At 51.4% G+C, this 23795-nt stretch carries 19 protein-coding genes and 1 tRNA gene; 15 read left to right on the forward strand and 5 right to left on the reverse strand.

The annotated features are described in order from the left end of the window. Nucleotides 1-75 precede the first annotated feature (75 nt). The 9 genes from ACN0YN_RS08205 (at nucleotide 76) to ACN0YN_RS08245 (ending at nucleotide 14093) form a co-directional block, all read left to right on the forward strand. Nucleotides 76-2526: a SurA N-terminal domain-containing protein gene (locus ACN0YN_RS08205; protein ID WP_417384521.1), complete on the forward strand. Its 2451-nt coding sequence runs from the start codon at nucleotides 76-78 to the stop codon at nucleotides 2524-2526. 429 nt (nucleotides 2527-2955) lie between these two features. Beyond that, nucleotides 2956-3723, forward strand: coding sequence for an ABC transporter ATP-binding protein (locus tag ACN0YN_RS08210; RefSeq protein WP_417384522.1), 768 nt, complete (start codon nucleotides 2956-2958; stop codon nucleotides 3721-3723). Between the two features lie 60 nt (nucleotides 3724-3783). Next, nucleotides 3784-6432 (forward strand): Gldg family protein, encoded by a 2649-nt coding sequence (locus ACN0YN_RS08215; RefSeq protein WP_417384523.1) that lies wholly within the window; start codon nucleotides 3784-3786, stop codon nucleotides 6430-6432. An 84-nt stretch (nucleotides 6433-6516) separates the two neighbouring features. After that, entirely contained in the window at nucleotides 6517-8379 is a 1863-nt protein-coding gene (locus tag ACN0YN_RS08220) for a hypothetical protein (RefSeq protein ID WP_417384524.1), read from the forward strand. A gap of 407 nt (nucleotides 8380-8786) precedes the next feature. Beyond that, nucleotides 8787-9272: a thioredoxin family protein gene (locus ACN0YN_RS08225; RefSeq protein WP_417384525.1), complete on the forward strand. Its 486-nt coding sequence runs from the start codon at nucleotides 8787-8789 to the stop codon at nucleotides 9270-9272. Between the two features lie 73 nt (nucleotides 9273-9345). Then, nucleotides 9346-10743, forward strand: coding sequence for a hypothetical protein (locus tag ACN0YN_RS08230; protein WP_417384526.1), 1398 nt, complete (start codon nucleotides 9346-9348; stop codon nucleotides 10741-10743). A 78-nt stretch (nucleotides 10744-10821) separates the two neighbouring features. Continuing rightward, nucleotides 10822-11694, forward strand: a complete 873-nt coding sequence (gene panC, locus ACN0YN_RS08235; protein WP_417384527.1) for a pantoate--beta-alanine ligase — start codon at nucleotides 10822-10824, stop codon at nucleotides 11692-11694. Between the two features lie 153 nt (nucleotides 11695-11847). Continuing rightward, nucleotides 11848-12471, forward strand: coding sequence for a sigma-70 family RNA polymerase sigma factor (locus ACN0YN_RS08240; protein WP_417384528.1), 624 nt, complete (start codon nucleotides 11848-11850; stop codon nucleotides 12469-12471). Beyond that, the gene (locus tag ACN0YN_RS08245; RefSeq protein ID WP_417384529.1) at nucleotides 12468-14093 is read left to right on the forward strand and encodes an anti-sigma factor family protein; all 1626 of its coding nucleotides are present in this window, start codon (nucleotides 12468-12470) and stop codon (nucleotides 14091-14093) included. The genes ACN0YN_RS08240 and ACN0YN_RS08245 overlap by 4 nt, the downstream gene beginning before the upstream one ends. Nucleotides 14094-14136: 43 nt before the next feature. On the opposite strand, the gene ACN0YN_RS08250 is transcribed toward ACN0YN_RS08245, so the two are convergent. Then, complete coding sequence (locus ACN0YN_RS08250; protein WP_417384530.1) at nucleotides 14137-15177, reverse strand: SMP-30/gluconolactonase/LRE family protein; 1041 nt, start codon at nucleotides 15175-15177, stop codon at nucleotides 14137-14139. Nucleotides 15178-15429: 252 nt separating this feature from the next. On the opposite strand from ACN0YN_RS08250, the gene ACN0YN_RS08255 reads away from it, so the two are divergent. The 4 genes from ACN0YN_RS08255 (at nucleotide 15430) to ACN0YN_RS08270 (ending at nucleotide 18076) form a co-directional block, all read left to right on the forward strand. Further along, a tRNA-His gene (locus tag ACN0YN_RS08255) sits at nucleotides 15430-15503 on the forward strand. Nucleotides 15504-15921: 418 nt separating this feature from the next. Next, nucleotides 15922-16566, forward strand: a complete 645-nt coding sequence (locus ACN0YN_RS08260) for a D-sedoheptulose-7-phosphate isomerase (protein ID WP_417384531.1) — start codon at nucleotides 15922-15924, stop codon at nucleotides 16564-16566. 7 nt (nucleotides 16567-16573) lie between these two features. After that, a complete protein-coding gene (gene gmhB / locus ACN0YN_RS08265) occupies nucleotides 16574-17158 on the forward strand; it encodes a D-glycero-beta-D-manno-heptose 1,7-bisphosphate 7-phosphatase (protein WP_417384532.1) in 585 nt (194 codons plus the stop codon). A 15-nt stretch (nucleotides 17159-17173) separates the two neighbouring features. Beyond that, nucleotides 17174-18076, forward strand: coding sequence for an NAD-dependent epimerase/dehydratase family protein (locus tag ACN0YN_RS08270; RefSeq protein WP_417384533.1), 903 nt, complete (start codon nucleotides 17174-17176; stop codon nucleotides 18074-18076). A 22-nt stretch (nucleotides 18077-18098) separates the two neighbouring features. Here the strand turns inward: ACN0YN_RS08270 and ACN0YN_RS08275 are convergent, their stop codons facing one another. Then, nucleotides 18099-19235: an MraY family glycosyltransferase gene (locus ACN0YN_RS08275; protein ID WP_417384534.1), complete on the reverse strand. Its 1137-nt coding sequence runs from the start codon at nucleotides 19233-19235 to the stop codon at nucleotides 18099-18101. A 409-nt stretch (nucleotides 19236-19644) separates the two neighbouring features. On the opposite strand from ACN0YN_RS08275, the gene ACN0YN_RS08280 reads away from it, so the two are divergent. Then, nucleotides 19645-20271 carry a hypothetical protein gene (locus ACN0YN_RS08280; RefSeq protein ID WP_417384535.1) on the forward strand — a complete coding sequence of 209 codons (627 nt, stop codon included), beginning with the start codon at nucleotides 19645-19647 and terminating at the stop codon, nucleotides 20269-20271. Nucleotides 20272-20426: 155 nt separating this feature from the next. Then, nucleotides 20427-21320: a DUF1559 domain-containing protein gene (locus ACN0YN_RS08285; protein WP_417384536.1), complete on the forward strand. Its 894-nt coding sequence runs from the start codon at nucleotides 20427-20429 to the stop codon at nucleotides 21318-21320. Between the two features lie 223 nt (nucleotides 21321-21543). Here the strand turns inward: ACN0YN_RS08285 and ACN0YN_RS08290 are convergent, their stop codons facing one another. The 3 genes from ACN0YN_RS08290 to ACN0YN_RS08300 all read right to left on the reverse strand — a co-directional run bounded on the left by ACN0YN_RS08290 (nucleotide 21544) and on the right by ACN0YN_RS08300 (nucleotide 23747). Then, a complete protein-coding gene (locus ACN0YN_RS08290) occupies nucleotides 21544-22338 on the reverse strand; it encodes a class I SAM-dependent methyltransferase (RefSeq protein ID WP_417384537.1) in 795 nt (264 codons plus the stop codon). Between the two features lie 26 nt (nucleotides 22339-22364). Continuing rightward, nucleotides 22365-22604, reverse strand: a complete 240-nt coding sequence (locus ACN0YN_RS08295; protein WP_417384538.1) for a Trm112 family protein — start codon at nucleotides 22602-22604, stop codon at nucleotides 22365-22367. 123 nt (nucleotides 22605-22727) lie between these two features. Beyond that, nucleotides 22728-23747 (reverse strand): sugar phosphate isomerase/epimerase family protein, encoded by a 1020-nt coding sequence (locus tag ACN0YN_RS08300; protein WP_417384539.1) that lies wholly within the window; start codon nucleotides 23745-23747, stop codon nucleotides 22728-22730. Nucleotides 23748-23795 lie beyond the last annotated feature (48 nt).

Genomic DNA, 23795 nt, shown 5'->3' on the forward strand with positions numbered 1-23795 from the left:
CGGATCTCGTTGACCCCGGAAGTTCACTACAGGAAATCGAATTCATTCGACTTGCAGACTGAAGAAGGAAACAGAATGGCCTCGCCACTGGAATTGTTTCGTAAAAAACAAAAAGTATTAATGGTTCCGCTCACCATTCTGGCGTTGTTCGCCTTTATTGTTATGGACCAGCTGACTCCGGCACAGTTCCCTCCGATTGCGGGAATGCTGTTGTTCGGGTTCGTGTTCTGGTACCTCGGTCGTGACCGGGGTAAAGGAACCCAGTTTGCGGTAGTGGGGGTCGTCATCGGCTTCTTCGTCGGTTATCTCTACATCCCCAAAGTCGGTGCCGAAACAGTGGTTAAGAGTACCGCCGGCAACATTGACATGCGGCAGTACCAGGAGATGGTCCAGAATCGCCAGATCGCCAATCAGTTTATCATGCAGTCTTACATGGCTTCCCTGACAGAAGAAGAGCAGCAGCGTCCGCAACCACCACGCGGCGCCATGTTTGGCTTTGGTCGGGACATGGAAGATGACATCATTCTGGAATACCTGTTCCGCAAAGAAGCGGAAAAGATGAACCTGATCGTTTCAGATGATGCGATCTCCAACTACATTTCCCGCTACACGAATAATAAACTCAGCCGCAAAGCCTTTCAGCAAACCTGCCAGCAACTCGGCAAGACTGAAGGTCAGATTTATGACATCTTCCGCGATCAGCTGCAGGCACGTCTGGCCTTCCAGATGCTGCGTCCTGAAGTTTCTCTGACTCCCGATCAATACTGGAACTTCTACAAAAAGTTCAATGTCCGGGAAGAACTGGAACTGGTTGCCTTGCCTGTCAAAGACTTTGAAGGTGAGGTTCCCGCACCAACAACCGCTGAGAAAAAAGCATTCTTTGAAACCTATAAAACGGTCTTCCCAGGCGAAAAGGGTCCCGGATCACCTGGTCTGCGGCAGCCACAAAAGGTGCAGGTGGAATACCTGATGGCGGATTACGTGGATACCGAAAAACAGGTTCCACCGGTAACAGACAAAGAAATTGCCGCATTCTACGAAGACAACAAAGAAACCCTCTACAAAAACAATACCATCCCGGATCTTCCTGCAGGTTCAACCGTACCAACGGCCCCTGAACTGCCTGCTCCTGCTGGCCCAAAAACCGAGAAACCAGCGGAAGCAGCAAAACCGGGAACGGAAGAAAAACCAGCAGAGAAACCGGCAGCGGCTCCTGCGAAAACAGAAACTCCTGCCAAACCGGAGTCACCAGCGAAACCCAAGGCTGATACCAAGCCAGCGCCGGAATCAAAACCCGAACCGAAACCGGAAAAGAAAGAAGAGTCAAGTGCGCTGGATTCTGAGTCAGCGGTTTTCGTCTCTCTGTTAGATGAAAAACCAGCCAACACTCCCGTTGTCGCTCCCAAACCGGGCGATGAAGCAGGGAAAGCAAAACCGGAACCTACAACAACGACTCCCCCTCCGCTGGAACCGTATCGTCCGCTGAATGATGATTTGAAAAGCGAAATCCGCGATCAGCTGTTACGGGAACGCACACTGGAGTTGATGAAAGATAAAATTTCTGACGCAGTGATGTTCATGAATGAACTCAGCGACAAAATCACCAACCCGGAAGAAGGGGCGACGCCGCCAACTCCAGAAGAAGCAACCAAGGCTTTGAAAGAGTACGCAGCTAAAAATCAGTTGATTTACAACGTCACTCCCATGATGTCCGCTCAGGAGATGTCAGAATCGGAGAAATACCCGCTGGGCACTGCCAAAGAACCCACGATCAATCAGTTTGCAGCTCAACCACGGTCTGTCATCGAACAGCTGTTTGAGACTCCCGTTAATTTGATCTACATCCCTTACGAAGCAGAAGACTCCTTCTCCAGCGGATTACTCTGCTACTGGAAGGTCAAACATGTCGATGCCGTCATTCCTAAATTTGATGATCCTGAAATCGATCAGCAGATCACGGAACAGTTGAAGCTGGAAAAAGCCCGCCCCCTGGCTCAGAAGCGGGGAGAAGAACTGAAAAAACTGATCAGCGGCGACAAAGAAATGACAGCTGCAATCGAAGGTCAGACGATTACCGGTAAGAAGGAAGGGACCGAACTGTCCACAACGACAACCGAATCGTTCAGCTGGATGAGGACCTCAACCGCCAATGCCAGCAACCCGTTCTCCATGCCCCGCCCTGAACTGTCGAGCATTTCTGCTGTGGAAGGTGCCGGTAATGAATTCATGGAACAGGTCTTTGATAACCTGGACGAGGGAGAGGTCGGCGTCATAATGAATGCCGACAAATCGATCTGTTATGTCGTGAAAGTCATCAATCGTATTCCCTCTACACCAGGCGGATTGACTGCCATGTACCAGGAGTTTCTGAAGGAAGACATGTTCTTCTTCTTCTCTCCTTATCTGCCGATGGCCCAGATGGAACAGCAGCAGACCAACTACGAATGGAGCCAGGAACTGGAAGCCAAGTACCAGGTTGAAAAATACTTTCAGCAGGTTGAAGGCCCTGAAATCGTTGCTGAGTAGTTAAGGTTGCGTTTTGAAAAATTGAAATCGGTTGTATCCGGAGCTGGTACAACCGATTTTTTTGTTGTGTGTGAGGATGCTGTCTGATTTTTAACTGATCCGGCAAAAAAATTCAGAAACCAGGTTCAAAAAGACTGGACATCACGAATTTCGGGGATTATTCCTATAGAATCAGGCAGGGACATTTTCCCGTCAGTACGGCCAGACTCCAGGCGTCAGGCTGAATTGGGATAAGATCCACGTAAGTCAAAACGTACTCTCCCCCTTTGTTGTGTTTTTAACAGTTTCCAGTTAAAAATGGACAAGTCATCCAACTGCCGGCTGACTTCTCTCGTAAAAAGATTTGTGCGAGGCCGCTGGCAGACCATGAACTTACAGTCTTTTCTGTTGAATCAACCCACGAGATAATTCATCGGGAGTATTATTGTAATGTCGGAACAGGTTCAGCAATCTCCTGCAGAGCAGTCTGAAACTTCGTCCCGGGAGAACATGATTGAAGCCATTGGATTGAGTAAATTCTATGGCCAGTTCGCCGCGACAAAAGATGTCACTTTTTCTGTCCCCCGCGGCCAGGTCGCTGCGTTCCTGGGTCCTAACGGTGCCGGCAAATCCACGACGATGAAGCTGCTGACCGGGTTCCTCTCTCCCAGTGAAGGCCAGGCGCGAGTCGGCGGGTATGATGTGAGCACCCACCGGATCGAAGCCAGCCAGAAACTCGGATATCTGCCGGAAAACGGCCCGCTCTATGAAGAGATGACTCCCCAGGGCTTTCTGTCTTATGCCGGAAGAGTGCGCGGCATGTCGACCGCGGAACTCCGGAATCGCCTGGAATTCGTTATGGACAAGTGCGACCTGGGCAGTGTGTGGAACAAACCAATCCGAAAACTCTCTCGTGGTTTTCGACAACGCGTGGGTATGGCGCAGGCGTTACTGCACGACCCTGATATTCTGATTCTGGACGAACCGACCAGTGGACTCGACCCGAATCAAAACCAGTCTGTGCGCGATCTGATTCGCGACCTGGGTAAGACCAAGACGATTCTTCTATCGACCCATATCCTGCAGGAAGTCAAAGCGGTCTGCAGCCGGGTGATCCTGATCAATCAGGGTTCCATTGTGTTTGACGGTTCTGTGAATGAACTGGGAAACAGCCAGGACGACATGGAAGCCAGTTTCCACAAAATGACACACGCGTAATTTTTCTTTTACCGACCAATTTATAGTTTCAGATAAAGCTGACGTAAGGACCCTTCTGTTATGTTGCGGAACAACGTTGTATTGGCCGTATTCAAGCGAAACGTACAGAGTTACTTTTCCGGAGTGCTGGGATATCTGTTTATCGTCGTGTTCGTGGTAGCCGGCGCATTTGCAGCATTTAACCAGCAGTTCTTCGCGAACAATCAGGCAAACCTCGACCAGTTGAGCCTGTGGTACCCGCTGCTGCTGCTGTTCATTATCCCTGCCATCACCATGGGGGTCTGGGCCGATGAGAAAAAAATGGGCACCGACGAACTGCTTTTCACCCTGCCCGCTTCCGATCTGGAAATCCTGCTGGGAAAATTCTTCGCCGTACTCGCCGTCTACACGATCGCACTGCTGTTTTCTGTGACGCACGTGTTTGTGCTCTGGAAGATTGGTAATCCTGATATGGGCCTGATGTTTACCACCTACTTTGGATACTGGCTGGCGGGCGCATCGCTGCTGGCGGCTGGCATGTTTGCCTCGGCACTTACCAGCAGTACTACAGTCGCGTTTGTGCTGGGAACGGTCATCTGTGCCATTCCCATTTTCATCGGCCAGATTGCACCTTCCAGTAACCTGGTTCAGGGACTGAGTCTGGTCGAACAGTTCCAGGATTTCAGCACCGGGGTCATTCCCCTCGGCGCGGTTCTCTATTTTGTTTCGCTGGCCGTGATGATGCTGTACCTCAACCGCATCCTGATTACACGCAGGCACTGGAGTTCGCAACAGCAGAATTCCATGGGACTGCAGTATCTGATCCGTACCGTCTCATTGGCGGTGATTCTGATCAGCGTGAATGTCATCGTCTCGTACGGCAGCAGCCGCATGGATATGACGGGCGAAAAAGTTTTCAGCCTGTCGCAGACCACAAAAGATCTGCTGACCAAGATTGATGAAAAAAATCCGATTACCATTGAAGCCTTCATCAGCCCGGAAGTCTCACGCGAATACGTTCCGATCCGCAAACGACTGATTGGTCTATTGCGGGAGTACAACCAGCTGGGCGGCAAACGGCTTCAGGTGCGCTTCGTCGATGTTGAGCCTTTCAGTAAAGCGGAAGAAGAAGCCCGCCTGCTGAATATTTCGCCTCAACAGGTCCAGACCGAACGTGGCGGTCGTGCATTTGTCGATACGATTTTCATGGGAGCGGTTGTCAAAAGCGGCACCGATGAAGTGGTGATCCCGTTCTTCAACGTGGGCACACCGATTGAATATGAACTCACGCGTTCCATCCGTACCGTTTCAAAAGATGAACGGCTGACCGTCGGCATTCTCAACACCGATGCCAGTATCTTTGGCGGCCTGAATATGGGTATGGGGGGCAACCAGCCGCCGTGGCTGATCGTCAGTGAACTCAAGAAACAATACAAAGTCGAGCAGGTCTCACCCGATTCTCCGATCAGCGATACTGCCTACGATGTCCTGATCGCTGTACTGCCCTCTTCTTTAACGGAACCGCAGTTAAACAATCTGGTCGAGTACGTCAAAAAAGGAAAACCAACGCTGATCTGTGACGACCCGCTGCCTGTCTACGGCGGGGGACGCGGCATTCAGAATGCACCGCGCATGCCCAAACCCAGTCCGGGAGGAGGCATGTTCGGGATGCAGCAGCCACCCTCAACCCCCAAAGCGGATCAGGGTCGATTAACACCCCTGTTGAGCCTGCTGCAGATTGCCTGGGACAACGGTCAGGTGGTGTTTGACTATTTCAACCCGCATCCGGAGTTTGCCGAAGTCGTGCGTCCCGAACTGATTTTCATCAGTCCGAAAAACGGCGTCAAAGGCGCCTTCAGTAATAACAGTAATATCACCAGCGGGCTGCAGGAAATCCTGACATTCTTCCCGGGTAATATTCGTCCTCGATCAGATTCCACATTGAACTTCGAGCCCCTGCTGAGAACCGGGCTCAACTCGGGTCTGTTATCCTGGGGCCAGATCACCAGCCCGTTCTTTAATTCCGTCCGTATCGCGCAGGATCCACCTCGCCTGATCGACGACGATTCGCACGTACTGGCGGCACACATTACTTCCACCGATAAGTCACCGATAAAGAACATCAATGTCATCTTCGTGGCGGATGCCGACCTGATTTCAGATGAACTGTTCAATATCCGGGAACGTCAGGCCTTCGGTTTGAAAATTGATAACGTCACGTTTTTATTGAACTGTGTCGACCAGCTGGCCGGCGATGATTCCTATATCAAACTCCGCAAACGCCGCTCCAAACTTCGCACGCTGACTCTTGTCGAACGTGAAACATCGGTCTTCGTGAAAGAACGAAATGCGGAACGAGAAAAAGCGACGGAAACTGCAGACGAAAAACTGAAAGAAGCCCGCGATCGTCTGAAAGCGGAGCGTGATAAAATCATCAAAGACACCACCATCGACGGAAATACCAAACAGCAGATGCTGCGGATGGCTGAGGAAAATGAGAGCCGGCGTCTGGAAGTCGATGAAGCCAATATCGAACGTGAAAAACAGCGTCAGATTGAAAAAATCAAAGCGCAGACGGAACGACAGATTCGGACCATCGAAGACCGCATCCGCTGGTATGCGATCCTCTTCCCTCCGTTTCCAGCGATATTGCTGGGAATCTGCTTCCTGTTTTTCAGAATGAAAAATGAAAACCAGAATATTTCTCCCGACCGGAGACTGAAAAAATAACGCATGCCTGTCGTGCAGAAATCAGATCAGGAAATAAACCTAGAATTCCATTAACTCACTGTTTAATAAGTAAAATCGTTTGCCATGAATGAAACGACCAGAACACTGACATTTGCAGGAATCGCAGCGGTTGCTTTAGTCGCCGCCTATTTCACCGATCGTGCTTCACAGCCGGTGCAACTGACCGGTTATGAAAATGTAGGTAAAGAATTCTATCCCGATTTTACAGACCCGACGCAAGCCAGATCTCTGCGCGTCGTGAGCTACAATGAAGACCTGGCAACGTTGAAAGTCTTCAATGTGGAATTCAAAAACGGTTCCTGGATCATCCCCTCGCATCACGACTACCCGGCGGATGCGGAAGACGAACTGGCGGAAACCGCCACCTCACTGGTAGGTGTCGTGCGTGGTGCCCTGGAGAGTCGTCGCAAGAGTGATCACGAACGTTTCGGCGTGATTGATCCCCTCGATGATTCGAACACCAACCTGAAAGGCCGCGGACAGCGACTGACGCTTTCGAAAGAAGGTGGTGCCCCTCTGGTAGACTTCATCGTCGGAAAGAAAGTTCCCGACCAGGCTGATCAATATTATGTCCGCAAAGTCGATGAAGACGCCGTCTATCGTACGAAACTGAATGTCGATCTTTCGTCCGAATTCTCTGACTGGATTGAACCCGATATCCTGAAAGTCGACCGCGATCGACTGGTGGAAATTCTGATCAGCCATTATTCGATTGATGAAGCACAACAGAAAATCGTTTACGAAAGTGACAAACGAGAAGAAAACGTGACGGTGCTCACACGCAAAAATTCAACAACCCCCTGGGAGATGCAGGGGCTGGATACTGCGACACAAAAGCTCAACACTGCCGACGTCAACCAGCTGGTGAATACCTTGACGGACCTGAAACTGCAGGGGATCCGCCCCAAGTCGAGTGATCTCGCAGCGGGGCTGAAAGAATCGGGATCTTTAAAGCCTAAGACACAGCTCGATCTGTTCGATCTGCAGAGTCGAGGTTTTGTACTGGCACGAGGCCCCTCGGGAACTCCTCAGCTGGCTTCCAATGAAGGTGAAGTGGTTCTGGCTACCAATCAGGGAGTCGTGTACTCCCTGTACTTCGGCGAAATTTTCACAGGCAGCACACTCGACATCGAAGTTGGTAACAGCAACGAAAAGAAAGATAAAAAGTCCGACGCGAAAGAGAAGAAAGAAAGTGACAAAATCGACGATAAGAAATCGCCGGAAAAAGAAAAGTCCGAGAATGGGAACGACAGTGCGCTGAAAACCAGCCGTTACCTGCTCGTGACCGTTTCATTCGATCCATCCTTCCTCGGCGACCCTCCACAAAAACCGGAAGCGCCGGAAAAACCAGCCGGGCTGAAAGAGAAACCGGAAACAGACAAAGCCGATCAGGATAAAAAAGCGGACGACAAAAAAGAGGACAAGGCAGACGAGAAACCGACTCCCGAAGCCGCTTACGAAAAAGCCATGAAAGCCTATGAGTCTCAGCTGAAAACGTATGAACGAAAGCTGAAGGAATACGATGACAAGGTGGTCAAAGGGAATGAACTGGCTCAAGAGCTCAACAAGCGATTTGCTGACTGGTACTATGTCATTTCTGCAAACAGCTTCGAAGCTTTGAAATTGAAACGCAAAGCATTGGTGGAACCGATCGAAAAACCGGAAGGGGATGCTGCGAAGCCTGGCCCTGCAACGCCGCCCACCGGATTCCCGTCGTTACCACCAACAGGGAATAAACCGTCTCCGGCGCCTGCTGAAAAACCGGCTCCTGCGAAGCCAGAAGCCAAAAAGCCTGAGGCTGGCAAAACGGAAAAAGCTGCTGAGGCTGCGAAAAAACCCGCGGCTGAGAAACCAGACAGCAAACCTGCAGCCACTCCCAAAGAGACACCTCCGCAGGAGAAGCCGGAACCCAAGCCCAAAAACTGATCATAAGACCACAGGCTGATCTTTCAGGCCAAAGCTGTGACAGATTTCCCATCAAATCTGTCTGCGGCTTTGGCTTTTTCTGCTTTCTGCGTCGATTCTGTTCCGGTTAGGTAAACTTTGCCGGCGATGTTCCAGTTATTCAGGTGATTCCGGTCGAATCAATCATAGAAGTTCCTCGCCTCACTCCGATAAAGCTTAATGAATGATTTATGACGATTGATCCTGAAATCAGGCGGTTCGTCACTTCGTACAGGCATTTCAGATTGCGCATCTACTGCAACTGTCCTGCCTGAAATCAATCAAATACGTTCAGATCAGTTGCTCACTCTTAACCGGGTCATCATGTTTTAACTACATAAGTTCAGTTGTCAGAGACGACAGCTCAGACTTGTGAAGGAGTCACAGAAATGAAAAGACTTCCCAAATCCATTCAATGGGGCATTATTGGTTTTTCGATCGTTGCCCTGGTTGGTATCTCAATTGAATTATCGAAAGCCGAGACTAAGAAAGCAGATGCGATCAACTGGCATACTGATCTGGAATCTGCTCACAAGGCCTCACTCAAGAGCAACAAGCCTGTATTTATCGTATTCGACGCCAGCTGGTGCACTTACTGCCGTAAACTGGAAAAGGAGACGCTTTCTGATCCGCGGATGTCCCGCTATCTGAATCAGGCCTTCGAACCGGTTCACCTCGATTTCGATAAAGACCGTAAGATTGCCGACGTTCTGGATGTCAAATCGATCCCCTGCACCGTAGTTTTGAGCTCAGAAGCTGATCTTCTGGCCCGTCAGGTCGGTTATGCCAAGGTTCCCCGTTATCATTCGATGCTGGAAAAAGCCCGCAAACTGCAGGCCGTCATCCACCATATCGAATACTCAGAGAGCCACTGATTTCCCTGAGATATAGTAATTCGGGACGGGCGCAAATCTTGAAAAAACTCTACGGAACGTGTACTTTGCGCATATGAATAAAAGCAAAGAGCCGTTTGGCATCAATCCGTCGGGTGAAGGTGACTCCTGGGAGTCTCTCGCAGGTGATCTGTTTGGCATCGATTTTGACCAGCAGGTTGAGCCGCTCCCCATCGACTTTGAGGATGATCTCGCAGAAGACGACGATACTTCTGAACAGGCCGAAGAGTCTGCGCCTGCTGAGAAAGTGCAAGCCGAAACTCCGGCTGCAGCGAAATCAGAGGCAGTTGAAGACGACGATGACGATCAGTTCTTCGGTGCCTCGATCTTTGAAGACGACGATGAAGTACCCCCTGCCAGCAGCAAAACTGCAGATCCCGTTGAGTCAGTAGACTCGGGAATCGACTTCGATGAGGATGAGGAAGATGATGACGAAGATGAGATCATCGCCTCTTTTGATGACGATGAAGACGAGGATGATGAAGCAGACGAAGTCGAAGAAGACTTTGCCCCTGCGGCCTCACTGACTGAAGAAGCCTCCTCGGATGAAGAGGAAGAAGATACTTACTGGGATGCGCTGGATGGCTGGAACTGGGACGAAGATGATTCGTCTCATGCCACCAAAGCAGTCGCCGACAGTGATGAGGATGATGAAGACTTCGAAGACGAAGAAGTTGCGGAAGTCGAAGCGGCACCGGTAACATCACAGAAGAAGCCTCGTCCCGAAAAGAAACAGAAACCTGCCCCTCCTCAGGCTACATCTCGAACAGACGAACGTCTTGAGGATGATAATGGATTTGGTTTCGGTCTCATCTCAGAAGAAGTCGCCTTCCAGGAAGAAGCATTTGCTGCCGACGAAGAGGATGACGACGATGAAGAACAGAGTGAAGCGGTAGCAGAAGCAGACAGCGAAACCGAGGGAGAAGAAGAAACAGCGGAAACCAAACGTCCCCGCCGCCGTCGTCGTCGCCGACGCTCACGCTCTCGCAAGACCGAAGAAACTACCGATTCTTCCGAAGAAGAAACCGAAGACGAAGAGCAGGAAGTCCAGGCGGAAAGTGATGAAGCCGACGAGGACGATTCCGAAGAAGAAACCGAACCGAAGCCTAAACGGTCCCGACGCCGCTCTCGCAGACGAAAGAGCGAAGTGACTGCGGAAACCGAAGAAGGCGAAACAAGTTCCGAAACGGCAGACATCGAAGAAGTTGAGTCTACCAATCCGAAAAAACAGGTGGTCGAAAATAAATACCCGAACGTCCCCAGCTGGGAAGAAGCGATTTCCTATCTGCTGAATCCCAAACTGGTCGGCGGTAAAAGCGACAAGGATGAAGATCCTAAGAAAAATCCGCCGTCAGCGGAAGCGGATGACCAGAGTCGCAGACGCCCCAAAAGAAGACGTTCCAGCAAACGGGGCGGCAGCGGTAACCGAAGCCAGGCTCCGAAAAAAACATAATCAAAACCACACAGTATCTACCAGGCTGAATCATCCAGCCTGAAGCGGCCTTTGCGCCCGTTCTGAAAGTTTTCGATCATGTCTGAACCGGCTCTGGAAACCGTCAGTGAAATTTCTACCTTGCGGAAGCGCGTCACAACACGTCGCCAGCAGGGCGAGAAGATCGGTTTTGTGCCTACCATGGGAGCGCTGCATGCAGGGCATACCAGTCTCATTGAAGCTGCCGGCGCTGACTGCGATTTTGTGGTCGTTTCCATCTTCGTCAACCCGACTCAATTTGGCCCCGATGAAGACTTTGAAAAATACCCGCGCGTGCTGGAACAGGATCTGGCAAAATGTGCGACTGCGGGGGCAGACCTCGTCTGGACTCCGGATACCAGCATCATGTACCCGGACGGGTATTCAACCTATGTGACCGTTGAGGCCCTTTCGCGCATTCTGGAAGGCGCCACCCGCACGAATCATTTCCAGGGGGTGACCACCGTTGTCACCAAACTGCTGTTAAGCTGCCTGCCTGATATCGCTTATTTTGGTGCGAAAGATTTTCAGCAGCAGGCCATCATCAGAAGAATGTGCCTCGATCTGAATATTCCTGTCGAGATCAAAACCTGTCCCATTATCCGGGATACGGACGGTTTGGCACTCAGCAGTCGCAACGCATATCTTTCCGCAGAAGAACGCGAGGCAGGTTTAGCCCTCTCACGCGCTCTGCGACTGGCGCAAGAAAAAATTGCGGCCGGCGAAACGGATCTCGCGCAGATCAAAGCCGCCATGCATCAGCTGTTGAATTCCACCCCGCTGTTAAAACTCGATTATGCTAGCATCGCTGATCCGACTACGCTGGAAGATATCTCCACTGCGCAATCCGAGATGGTCGCGCTGATTGCCGCCTGGGTGGGCACGACGCGACTGATCGATAACTGTCAGTTGACTCCCGCTCCTGCAGAATAAACCTGAACAGACTGCTGTTCGTACAGATTGACATTGACGTAAGATACTGAAAAGTAAGAAGATACACGTTAATCTAATCGTTTTTCGCGGAAAATCCCGGTTTTTGACAAACCACGGGAACTTCGTTTTCCCCCGGATCGTCCAAGAGGTACTGTGACCAACAATGATCAATACCTGATTCAAGAATGTTTGGCAGGTCGTACAGAGGCGTTTGATCAACTGGTACTGAAATATCAGGACCGACTGTTTCGAACACTTGTGCGGATTCTGGGCTCCAGCGACGATGCGCGCGATGCGGCCCAGGAAGGGTTCACCCAGGCCTTTTTTAAATTGAATACATTCAAAGGAACAGCCGCCTTTTATTCCTGGCTGTTTCGCATTTCTTTTAATGCCGCGATTACCCAGAAACGAAAAACAAAGCGAACCTCTGCAACCATAGATCCACAAGAGAATCCGGCCGGTACCTGGCTGGTTGATACACACTCCGAAAACCACCCTCCCGAAGTCGCTGAACTCGCCGAGCGAAAAAAACTGGTGCATCAGGCATTGAATGAGTTACAGGAAGAATACCGCACGCCTTTGATCCTGCGGGAACTGGAAGGCATGTCATACGGAGAAATTGCCGAAATCACAGAGATCCCACTGGGAACTGTCAGGAGCCGAATTTTCAGAGGAAGGAACGAACTAAAACAGAAACTGAACGCGTTGTTTCAGGACGAGCCTTTAACACGTGTATCCGAGTCTGACCGTCAGTCATCGATAAGTGAAACAAAATGAGTAGCCAGCCCCCCTTTAACGAAAATCTGTCCGCCTACTTCGACCATGAAGTCTCCCCCGAGGAACGTCTTGAGCTGGAGTCGCGACTGGAACAGTCCCCTGCTGCACGGCAGGAACTGCATGAGTTCGGCGAACTCTCGCGCCTGCTGCAGGAGACCGCTACGGAATCGGCGTCTCCCGAACTGGCTCCCTCCATCCGCCGCCGCATCGAACAGGAAACCCTGCTTGCTTCCCCCGAGACGGTTCCCGTCAAACGTGTGCCTTCCATGCTGCGTTACCGGATTGCCATTGCCATCAGTGCCTGCTCTTCGGTAGCTGCGCTGGTCTTATTCGTCTTACTTTTGAATACGGGTTCCCCGGAAAGCAGCTGGCAACTCACACAGTCAGATCGCATGGTACTATCACCAGCGAAAGAGTCTGCTCTCAATACGACGGTTGCCCGCAATGATAAAATGGTTGCCGCACGATCGAATGAATTCAGTTTTCAGGCAGGCACAGACATTGGAAAGCCCGGCCAGCCGCATCCTGTTCCCTCAGTCGAGCTTCAGTTGAACAAGCGGGGAATGCAGCTCCCTAAAGTGGAAGCGCCTAAAATGGAAGCGGAAGAGAAACTGGCAATGCGATCTATGAATGAAAAATCGCCTGCCGACTTTTCCGTGCATAATACGCTGGCCGAACTGAATTCCGCTGCCAGGCAGCTCAACCAGACAACGCAGGGTCTGGCCGCCTCTTCCGGGATTCCCAGCCATATTCCACTGGATTCCATCCGCATAGGAGATGTTCTACCTTACTTTCGCGACATTGATGGCAAAGTGGCTGTGATCGAAGTTCGCGTCGTCGACGTCAAACAGGCCCTGGGAACAATGGAACTGCTGTTGGCACAAAATAATATCCCCGTCGACCAACTTAAACAGTCGGAAGTCGAACGCCAGTTACAGCGTACACAATCGATGTTCTACAAAGCAGCTGATTCCAAAACGACAGCAGATCAGAGCAAAGCAGAATTAGACCAGCAGCTGTTTGCCGTCTATGTGGAAGCCACCGATGCACAGCTGGCTTCCACCCTGGAAGAATTCCAGCGAGGTCTCAAACGGGATCAGAAGTTAAGCCTGGCATTGCAACCGGCCATCACGGAACAATCTCTCAAAGAAGAAGTAGCAAGCCTGCCTCAACTGCTGACACAGCAGTCCGCATCCTATAAAAAAGACAAGTCTGTTAATCTGGGTCTACAGCCGGAGACAGAAGTATCAGATCAATACATTAATAATCCGGAAAACAGGAAGACGGCAACGGAGGGACTTGCACAAGCAAAACCGCAAGCCCCAGCAGTATCGCAACGCTCTTACCAGATGCGATACCGGATGCAGGTCCCCGCTGAGCAAGCCCCTGCTCTCAAGCGGATGGTTCAGTCCGGCGCGTTGAAGAAAAAAGAGGCTGATCAGAAATCTCCCTCATTCGCCGATGTCCCCCTGATGGCAGCCAAGCCCACCGGTTTCAATACTGCGAATTCCCGACAGGCTGGAAAACAGAGCGCGGAATCACTGATCTCCGAGGCTCCCGTCAAAGTCCTGTTTGTCTTTAAAAATTCAGAAACTCCCGCGCTCCCCACCGCTCCCCAGTAACGGGCAGCGGTGCAGCAGCGGAGAATCACATTTCTGAACGGATTTATTTCGCAGGACCAACGCGTCCTTTGGTTTTTGTCGGAATCCGAACCAGGTAGGTGTCTGCGGTCAGATAGAGCACCGAACCATCGTTCCCCCAGGCACAGTTGGCTGTTCGTTCGCCCGTACTGATCCGTCCCAGCAACTTGCCTTCGGGAGTGAAGATGTAGCAGCCGCCTGGCCCGGTCGCAAACAGATTTCCGTTGACGTCGGTTTTGAGTCCATCGGGCAGACCAGGCAGTTTGCCGACTTTGTCTGTGACATCATAAAAGATTTTGCTGGCTCCCAGTGTCCCATCCTCGTTAACGGGGAACGCTTTCCAGAGTGCCGCCTCGGGATCGGACTGGGCGACATACAGTGTTTTTTCATCGGGTGAAAATGCAATCCCGTTCGGTCGCGTCATTTCCTTGGTCAGCAGTGTTAAACTGCCATCCTTCGCCAGGCGATAGACGCCACAAAAATCGAGTTCGCGGCGGGGATCGTCATAACGGTTGGGAAGTCCGTAAGGTGGATCGGTGAAATACAGATCGCCGTTGGATTTGAACACACCATCATTGGGACTGTTCAACCGCTTGCCCATATAGTTGTCGACCAGCGTTCGCTTGCCCCCCTCTTTCGTCAGCACTGAGACGCGGCGATCGCCGTGCTCGCAGGATACCAGGCGTCCCTGGGGATCAAGAAACAGGCCATTGCAACCCGGTTCATTTCCGTAGGGAGCGACTCCTGTATAGCCTGACGGCTTCATGAACAGGGATGCCCCTTCCCCCTCTTTCCATTTCATGACGGAGTTGCGGGGAATATCAGAAAACAGTAGAAATCCGTCCTTCGCATCGCCCATCCAGACCGGGCCTTCCGACCAGTCGAAGCCAGACGAGAGAACCTCAATCCGGGCATCCTTGTCTATAAGAGCATCCAGGCCGGGATCGAGCCGAACGACTTCCCCCAGCGTGGGATAATTAGTGGAATCCTGAGCAGATAGCTCAGACTGAGCGAGGCTCAAAACGCAGGTTGTTAAAATCATGCAGGTGAATCTAATGGTTTTCATGCTTTTTTTCCCTGTTTTTTCGGATAGATCAGTGTGACTTGATACGGGAACATAAGAGGGTTCAATTCTACAGATTCTCCGCAGGAGATGCACGTATAGAGGAAATATTCCTGATTCCAAGGCTTGGAATACTTGCATCCCGAAAACAGCTTCGATAACGTAGCGTTTGCTCCTGTTGTCTTGAAATAGAGGCTTTTCAGCAGCACAACAATTGGTTAAAATCAGGTCTTGCTTGATGAAATCATCGATATGGTGGGTATAGCTCAGTTGGTTAGAGCGCCGGATTGTGATTCCGGAGGTCGCGGGTTCGAACCCCGTTACTCACCCTTTTCTTCCTCCGTGTGACGAACCACACAAACCAACGGTCCCTGATCATTCTGAAGTCGGACCGGGTTGCCCCTGCTGTCTACGATTGTAATTCTTACAATCTCTTTCTTCGTACCTGTACTCGGCACAGTTCCCGTTTCACACCCACAACAAATTCTGCTTTCTGCCCAGATTTCTTCCCAGAGACCAAAATGACGCTACAGACAGCGCGCGGCACGAAACAGGGTTGATTTGTGCCATCAGGGGACCTCGCGAAGCTAAAACTTATATTGCCCCGGTTTTTCGAAATGAAGTATACTGGTGCCACACTTGAAGTGATCACCATTCAAAAAGGCTCTCGGACGGTCTACGGGACGGACCGCAACGGAATCCTCCTGATTTCGAAAGAGCATATACCAGGGACGGAAAGCTGCTCTCATGCATCAAGCCAGAAAAATCATCTGCCGCAATCTGGAACGATCGATTGCCGCCAAAAAACAACTACTGGAAAACGTCGAGATACAGCAGGAATTTTCAAAGGCCGTAGATCTCATTCTGCAGAGTTATCAGCAGGGTGGTCGACTGTACCTTGCAGGTAACGGAGGCTCCGCAGCGGATGCACAGCATCTGGCAGCAGAATTTGTCTGCCGCCTGGGCAAGGATCGCGCTTCTCTGCCGGCTGAAGCATTAACCACCGACAGTTCCATTATCACCGCTATCGGGAATGACTACGGTTACGATGTGGTCTTCTCCCGGCAGCTGGAAGGCAAGCTGACTGCCAATGATGTTTTCCTGGGAATCACCACTTCCGGTAATTCGCCCAACATCGTCAAAGCGGTAGAGGCCTGCCGGAAAAAAAATGTTCCCAGCATTGTCTTTACCGGAAACGACGGCGGCGCCGTACGACGGCTCTGCGATGTGTGCGTGATTGCTCCCGGCCAGTTAACCAGCCAGATTCAGGAAGTGCATCTCGTGCTGGAGCATACGCTCTGTGAATGTGTCGAAGCGGCCCTGTTCAATTTTGATCTGGATTGCGGCTCATCCGATCTGAACCAGACCAATCGCCCCCGACTGGCAGCCTGATTGAGTAATGCAGGTTTCGTCATCACGTAAAAAATCGCTGTTTCTCGATCGTGATGGAGTGATCAACGTCGAAAAAGAGTACCTGCACCGGATTCAGGATTTCGAATTCATCGACGGCATTTTTGAATTGTGCCAGGCAGCGACGGAAGCGGGTTACACGCTGATTATCGTCACCAATCAGTCAGGCATCGCCCGCGGTTACTACACAGAAACACAATTCCAGCATCTGATGACCTGGGTACTGGCCGAGTTTGACCGACATGGCCTGACCATCACTGATTATTTCTACTGCCCTCATCATCCCACTAAAGGGACAGGCCATTACCGAACGGACTGCGATTGTCGCAAACCGGGTCCACAGATGCTGCTGGATGCAGCACAGAAGTACGATCTGGACCTGTCACAGTCAATCATCGTGGGAGATAAACGCAGCGACATTCAGGCGGGACAGGCAGCCCATATTGGTACGAAGGCCCTGGTAGGAACCGGGCATGCTGTCAGTCCTGAAGATCAGCAGGCGGCCGACGTCTATGCGGAGACGCTCACCGAGTTGAAAACGCTTTTATTTCCCGCTGCACCAGAGAGCCACTGAAGGAACCGCAGGACCATGTCGAATCAGCAGCGCGTGATTGGAGTCATCGGAGCCAGAAGCCCGGTCGGGCAGTGTCTGTTCTCAGATGAGGTCTCACCTGCTGCAGACGGTGATCAACAGTTTGTCGCGTTTACCAGAAAAGACCTGCCAGTTGAGCAGGATCCCAGTGCGCCGGTTCGCTGGCGGCGTTTAGATGGCTCTCTTCAATCAAATGATCAACGGGAGACGATTACGGACTGGATCAGTCTGGCGCCGGTCTGGGCACTTTCCCAGCACTTTAAGCTGCTCTCAGATTATGGTGCCCAGCGGATCGTTGTTTTAAGTTCCACGAGCCGCTTTACCAAAACCGATTCGATCGACGCCGGCGAACAGCAATCGGCTCAACAGCTGACCGCAGGCGAAACAGAACTGCAAAACTGGGCAGAAGCCCAGCAGGTTTCCTGGGTCATCCTGCGGCCGACTTTGATCTATGGTTTTGGCCGCGATAAAAATATTGCCTCTGTCGCCCGGTTCATCAAGCGCTGGAAATGCTTTCCGCTACTGGGAAACGCACAAGGGAAACGGCAGCCCATTCATGCGGCTGATGTCGCGACCGCCAGCCTGCAGGCATTACGAACGGATACCGTCGTAAACAAAGCCTATAATATCTCCGGAGCAGAAACATTGACTTACCGGGAAATGGTCGAGCGTGTCTTCGCGGCTCTGAAATTGAAACCCCGATTTGTGCGAATCCCGCTGCTTCTGTTTCGCGCGGGTATCGCCGTCGTTCGTCATTTGCCCCGCTATAAAAATCTGACTGCGGGCATGGCCGAACGCATGAATGCGGACCTCGTTTTTGATCATTCAGAGGCAGCGCACGATTTCGGATTTCAGCCACGACCGTTTGAACTGCACAGCGAAGATGTAGCGGTCTCGTAAATAGAAACTCCAGGATTCCTGCTCAAACTTCGAGCGAAACCCCTTCCTGGAATTCGAGTTTTTTCGTGTGCTTCTGCTGCAGTTCGATATTTCCCGGCTTCCCTGCGCCGCAACTGGCGACCAGCAGAACAAGCGGAGTCCAGGCGACAGCGACCGTAAGCAGTCCCCAGGCAGGCCAATACAAGGCAATCACAGACAGGGGAAGTAACCAGCCAACATTGATATACAGCGTCCCCAAGCTGACCTTGCGATGTGCACGATGCCGCGCTTTGCTTCCGGACTGCGTTGCTTCCAGAAAACGCGAGAGCCTTTGATACGCATGGCTCTGATGTGCCTGATACCAGCAGTCGCGGCGAATCATTCGTCTGAGTAGTGTGAACGTGGCATCGACCCAGAAGACAGCCGGGAGAATCAACCAGACCCAGAGATTCAATGAGCCGGAATTAAGAGAGCTCAGAGCGACGATCCCCAAAGTAAATCCGAGGAAAGTACTGCCGGCGTCACCCATAAAAATTTTCGCGGGAGGCATATTAAATATCATGAACCCCAGCAGAGAAACGGCCAGCAGCAGCATGATCGCCTGTTCGGTGGATGCAAAAGATCCTGTTTTGAAAAAAATCAGCAGTGTCGCCGCGACCAGTATACTCGTGGCTTCTACGCCGGCAATGCCGTCGATCCCGTCCATGAAATTAAACAGGTTCAACCACCAGATCAGAGCAACTGTCGCAATCCCCCAGCTGAGCAGAGCGATATCCAGCTTCCACCCCCAGAATTCCAGCGCGGGTAAGGGGGAGAATGCATATACAGAGGCCGCGATAATCGAAGCCTGGGCCACAAGCCGATATCTGACTGGAACATTATAGAGGTCATCCCAAAATCCTAATGCAGCAATTAGAGTCCCTCCACAGAGAATGACAGGAATGACTGTTCCCGACAGATCTGTGGAAAAGAACAAAACCGAAAACGCAAACAGACTTGAGACGACAAAAGAGACACCACCCCCTCGAGGTGTGGGCATCACATGCGAACAGCGACTGGTCGGGGACTTCACCAGCCCCAGTTGGGGAGCCAGCTTCAGAATGGCACAGGTACAAGTGAAAGATACCAGAAACACGCCGACAGCGATCAGGCCCGGTATCATCAAGCTGTCGAACATCATTTGTCAACGATACCTTTTAGAAAATGACATGGACCTGAGACACAGAGCAATACAGGCTACTGAAAACGACGAAGTGAATTGGAATTCTTTTGAGAGTACTTTTCTGTTTACAGCGCTCCGCGATTTTACAGCAAGGACAGCTCTGAAAAACATTTGTTACTCAACCGCGGCGGAGTATACCGGGAACGTAAAAATGGGTCAATCCGTTATAATACCCCTGTTTTTCAGGGGTTATTTGAACAGAGATCATCCATCGAAACCACTTATGTGGTCCCTGCAGCCCACCAGACTGTGTACATTCAAACAGACTGCAGAAATTCTGGCGTCAGACCAATATTTGAAGAGAGATGATCCGTTCCCGCCTTGATTTCATTGATTTTGCTTCAGGTGAGAATTATCGTCGATAGTGATGCAAAAACTGTCTCGTAAACTTGTCTGGGTGCTGTCATGCCTGGGGCTGGTGGGGATGATTCTCCAGAGCCTGCAGGTCCAGGTGGAACATACGCACTCTGCAGGAAATGTAGAACACAGCCACTCACACGGGCACAGTCATTCACATGGACACAGTCACTCGCACGGTCACGGCCATTCGCATTCCCATGGACACGGCCACTCTCACAGTCATCAGGGTCATTCGCATTCTCACAAAACGAGCACTGCTGAAGTTCCGCAGACGCACATTCACGTATTGTTGCTCTGGTGGGAATTCACCCTGAATGTCGATGCAGACCAGAGTCAACCAACGCCCGTAGTTTCTAATTCAGAACAATCAGACGACGAGCCTGCCGATTCGCATCTCCACAAACATCCGACCAGGCGTTCATCCGGACCGCTGTTCACATCGGTCACCTGGGGGCAGATCCTTGCCGAACTCTATTCAAGCTGGAACTCTGTCCTGCCCCCTGCTCCCAATCAGATTCCTGCTCAACAGGCGTTGTCCGCGCTGCTGTCACTCTCCGGCAGCTGTTATCAATGCCAGGCAGAGGCGCCTCCCGTTCCCCCACCTGAAATTCCGCTTTCTGTTTCATTCACGTAATTCCCGCTGAGATGTCTGTGTAGGACATGCCGGGAAAAGTGCGCAGGTTTTTTGCTGCGCTCCTTTCACTCGAATGATTTTCAGAGACAGGGCTCTGTCTGCGCTGATGTTGCAGACTGAGTACGCGCCTCTACTAGAAAGCTGATTTGAAGACCATGAAAACGAAACGTTACTTTCACAGGGGGTTCACTCTGATTGAACTCCTGGTGGTGATTGCGATCATCGCCATTCTGATTGCCTTACTCTTGCCCGCCGTCCAGCAGGCACGGGAAGCAGCCAGAAGACTTTCGTGTAAAAACAACCTGAAACAGCTGGGCCTGGGCTTACACAACTACCAGGAAACTCACGGCTGTTATCCCCCCGGTTATGTGTATAAACCCGGAACCGGGGGAAACAATGCCGGCTTTGGCTGGGTCACGATGATTCTGCCAATGATCGATCAGGCGAATCTGTACAATCAGTTCAACTTCAATGAGCCGATTTTCAGTTCCGTGAATCTGGTTCCGCGAGAACGTCAGATTCCCGGCCTGCTCTGTCCGTCCGACCCGGTTTCGGAAAACGGTTTTATCGAAATGGGAAGTTCCGCCGAGCGTTATGCCATGGGCTGCTATGTCGCCAGTTTCGGTCCTCCGGATCTGGATGCGACCCAGGAAAAACGCGAAGGCATGTTCAGCCGTAACAGTTCGACTCGTCCACGTGACGTGATCGACGGACTCTCTAACACACTTTGTGTGGGAGAACGGCAGAACGGCGTGTTCAGAAATGGTGCCGCCCATGGGAACCATTTTGAATACGAGACCACCTGGGCGGGTGCGGTGCGTGAAATCACCGATGCCAGCGATGACCACGGACACATGATCCTGTTTCAATCAGGCCATGTCCCCAACAATCCGGCCAGTGATGACCGCGATGTCTCGGCTCCGCATGTGGGGTTTGCCCAGTTTCTGCTGGGAGATGGATCGGTCAGACTGATCGGCTCCAGCATTGACTTCGGACTCTACACCTCTCTGAGTACGATTGCCGGAGGCGAAGTGATCGGCGAGTATTGATTTGCTCGACCGTGAATAGAGAAAACGACGCAGGCTCACATCAATGTGGTATGAGCCTGTTTTTTTCTTTATAGGCACAGTAGTCCTATATAGAACCGGACTGATTTCCAGAGTCTGCTCTGAATTTGGAACGTTGCTCTGACAGTTTCCTGTTGTCTGCGACAACCTCGAATTTCATTCGAGGCCACCCGGATCTGAAAGCTTTGGCGCTTAAAAAAACGGCTTACTTCTCTGCAGTTTTTTCAAACACCAGAATGTGCTGGCGGGGAAGAATGCCGATCGTTTCTTTCCACTTGAGGTTCAACTCGGGGCGGGCGACCTCTTTTTTGGCCTGGGCCTCCGACATCTTGTGGACGAGTTTGATGGGAACGGCTGGATCTTCTTTGCGGTATTCGACGAGCACGACGCGGCCCTGGGGTTTGAGGGCTTTGGAGATCTCCTGCATCATCTCATAAGGGAATTCGAACTCGTGGTAAACGTCGACCATAATTGCCAGGTCGATCGACTCCGGTTTGAGACCCGGCGACTTCTGTGTGCCCAGCACGGGTACAATGTTATCCACGCCCTGCTTCTTCATCTTCTTATCCAGCAGATCCAGCATCTCCTGCTGCACATCGACGGCATAGACTTTTCCATCAGGGCTGACATGCTCTGCAAGGATGACGGAGATCACGCCGCTGCCGGCACCGATGTCGGCAACCGCCATGCCGGGCTTGAGCTTAAGTGCCTTGGGAAGCAGTGAGAGTCGTTCTTCCTGTTCGCGTGTTTTGCGTTCCAGCCAGGGCGCTCCCTGGTAACCCATCACCCGGGCAATTTCACGTCCCAGATAAAATTTGCCGATCCCGTTCGGGTCGTGATCCCGCAGGCTGTAGGAATAGCGTGCTTTCTCGTCATTCGACTTCTCTAACGTCGGCTCATCTGCCTGAAGAGAAGCGAACACGAGGAGCACTGCCAGTGAAAAACTGAGAGGACTGAGGAAGCGGTTGACAGACAGGAAATTCTTCGACGCAGTTCTCATCAGATCTCCTCAGACGGTGGAAGGTTTCAGGAGACGAGTTCTCCTGTTTCAGGATTCCGCTGGTGACGCTGCATGACTTCAGCCCACTCTGTCTGAGGGACCTCCACCGCTTCGTCAACCAGCATCACTGGAATTCCATCTTTAATCGGGTACTTGAGTCGTGTTTCAGGATCGACAGAAATCAGAAACTCACCTTCGCAGATCAGTTTCGCCTTGGTTTTCGGGCAGGCAATAATATCCTGCAGATGCTGTGGATCAAATGACATTGGTTCTTACTCTCGAACGACTTTCGCTTTATTGTAGCAGATAGAACAGCGAATCGACAGTTTTTCTCACAAAGCTGACGTTCCTGAAACACGAGACCCGCTCAGACTGACTGAGCTGTTAAATCAGAAACCACGCAGTTCCTGAATGTCCTTGAAGGTCCGCAGGTTATAGTCGATGCCGACATAATCCAGAACGGAGCACAGTGCCCGCACTGCGACGCCGATTCCATCGGGACCACTGAAACCACCAAACTGCCCGCCCCCCTTCAAGTGAGGCTCGACTTCCAGAAAGACGCCGGGGACGCCGAGCTTCTTCATTTTCTTTTCCATTTTAGGAAGCATGTCGCGCAGTTCACGCAGAATAAATTCATGACCGGCATCACCCACATTGGAAGGAACGAAATTCTTCAGGCGTTCTTCATCCACAACGCCCGTCCATTCCAGATCGGGATCGACGGCGTAATCTTTGATGTGCAGCCAGCCCATGGATTTTTTCATGTCGTGGAATTCGCTCAGACACTGCATCGCATCTTTATTCTGGGCGGCGATGTTACCGCCGTCATAAATGGTAACCATGTTCGGTCGGTTCACCTTGCGGGCCAGTTCGGCCAGCAGCGGTCCGGTTTCCCCAATCAGGTTGGGTTCGATTTCCAGACCGTAAACCAGACCTTCTTTTGCACACAGATCGACGATCTGACCAATCTGATCGACGGCCTGGTTCATATAGGGCTTGGGATCTTCACCCTTCGGTGGATAGAAAGAAAAACCGCGAATCAGTTTGGTACCCAGTGTGGTCGCTGCATTGATTGTGTTCGCGACTTCTTTTTTCAGATAATCTTTGAAAGGCACGAAAACATTGTGTGAACCATCGTCTTTGTCGACGAGTTTAATCTTCCCTACGCGGGCACCGATACTGGTCACATTGATGCCGTATTCGTCGTGCAGCTTGAGCAGCGACTTGTACTCGGCTTTATTCAGATCGACCACATGCTTGATGTTGCCATCGCCGTTCACATCAATAAACCGGGGGCTGTAATATCGCAGTCCTAATGCCGAAAGTGCCACCATCTGCTCAACGGCTGTTTTATGGTTTGCTGCTTCATCTGCAAAAGCACTTAAAATCACACTGGGGTTATCTGACATGACGGATGTTTGCCTTTAATTTCTAATTCGTAAGCGAGTGAGAAGAGT

Source organism: Gimesia sp. (genome assembly GCF_048260065.1).
Taxonomy (GTDB): domain Bacteria; phylum Planctomycetota; class Planctomycetia; order Planctomycetales; family Planctomycetaceae; genus Gimesia.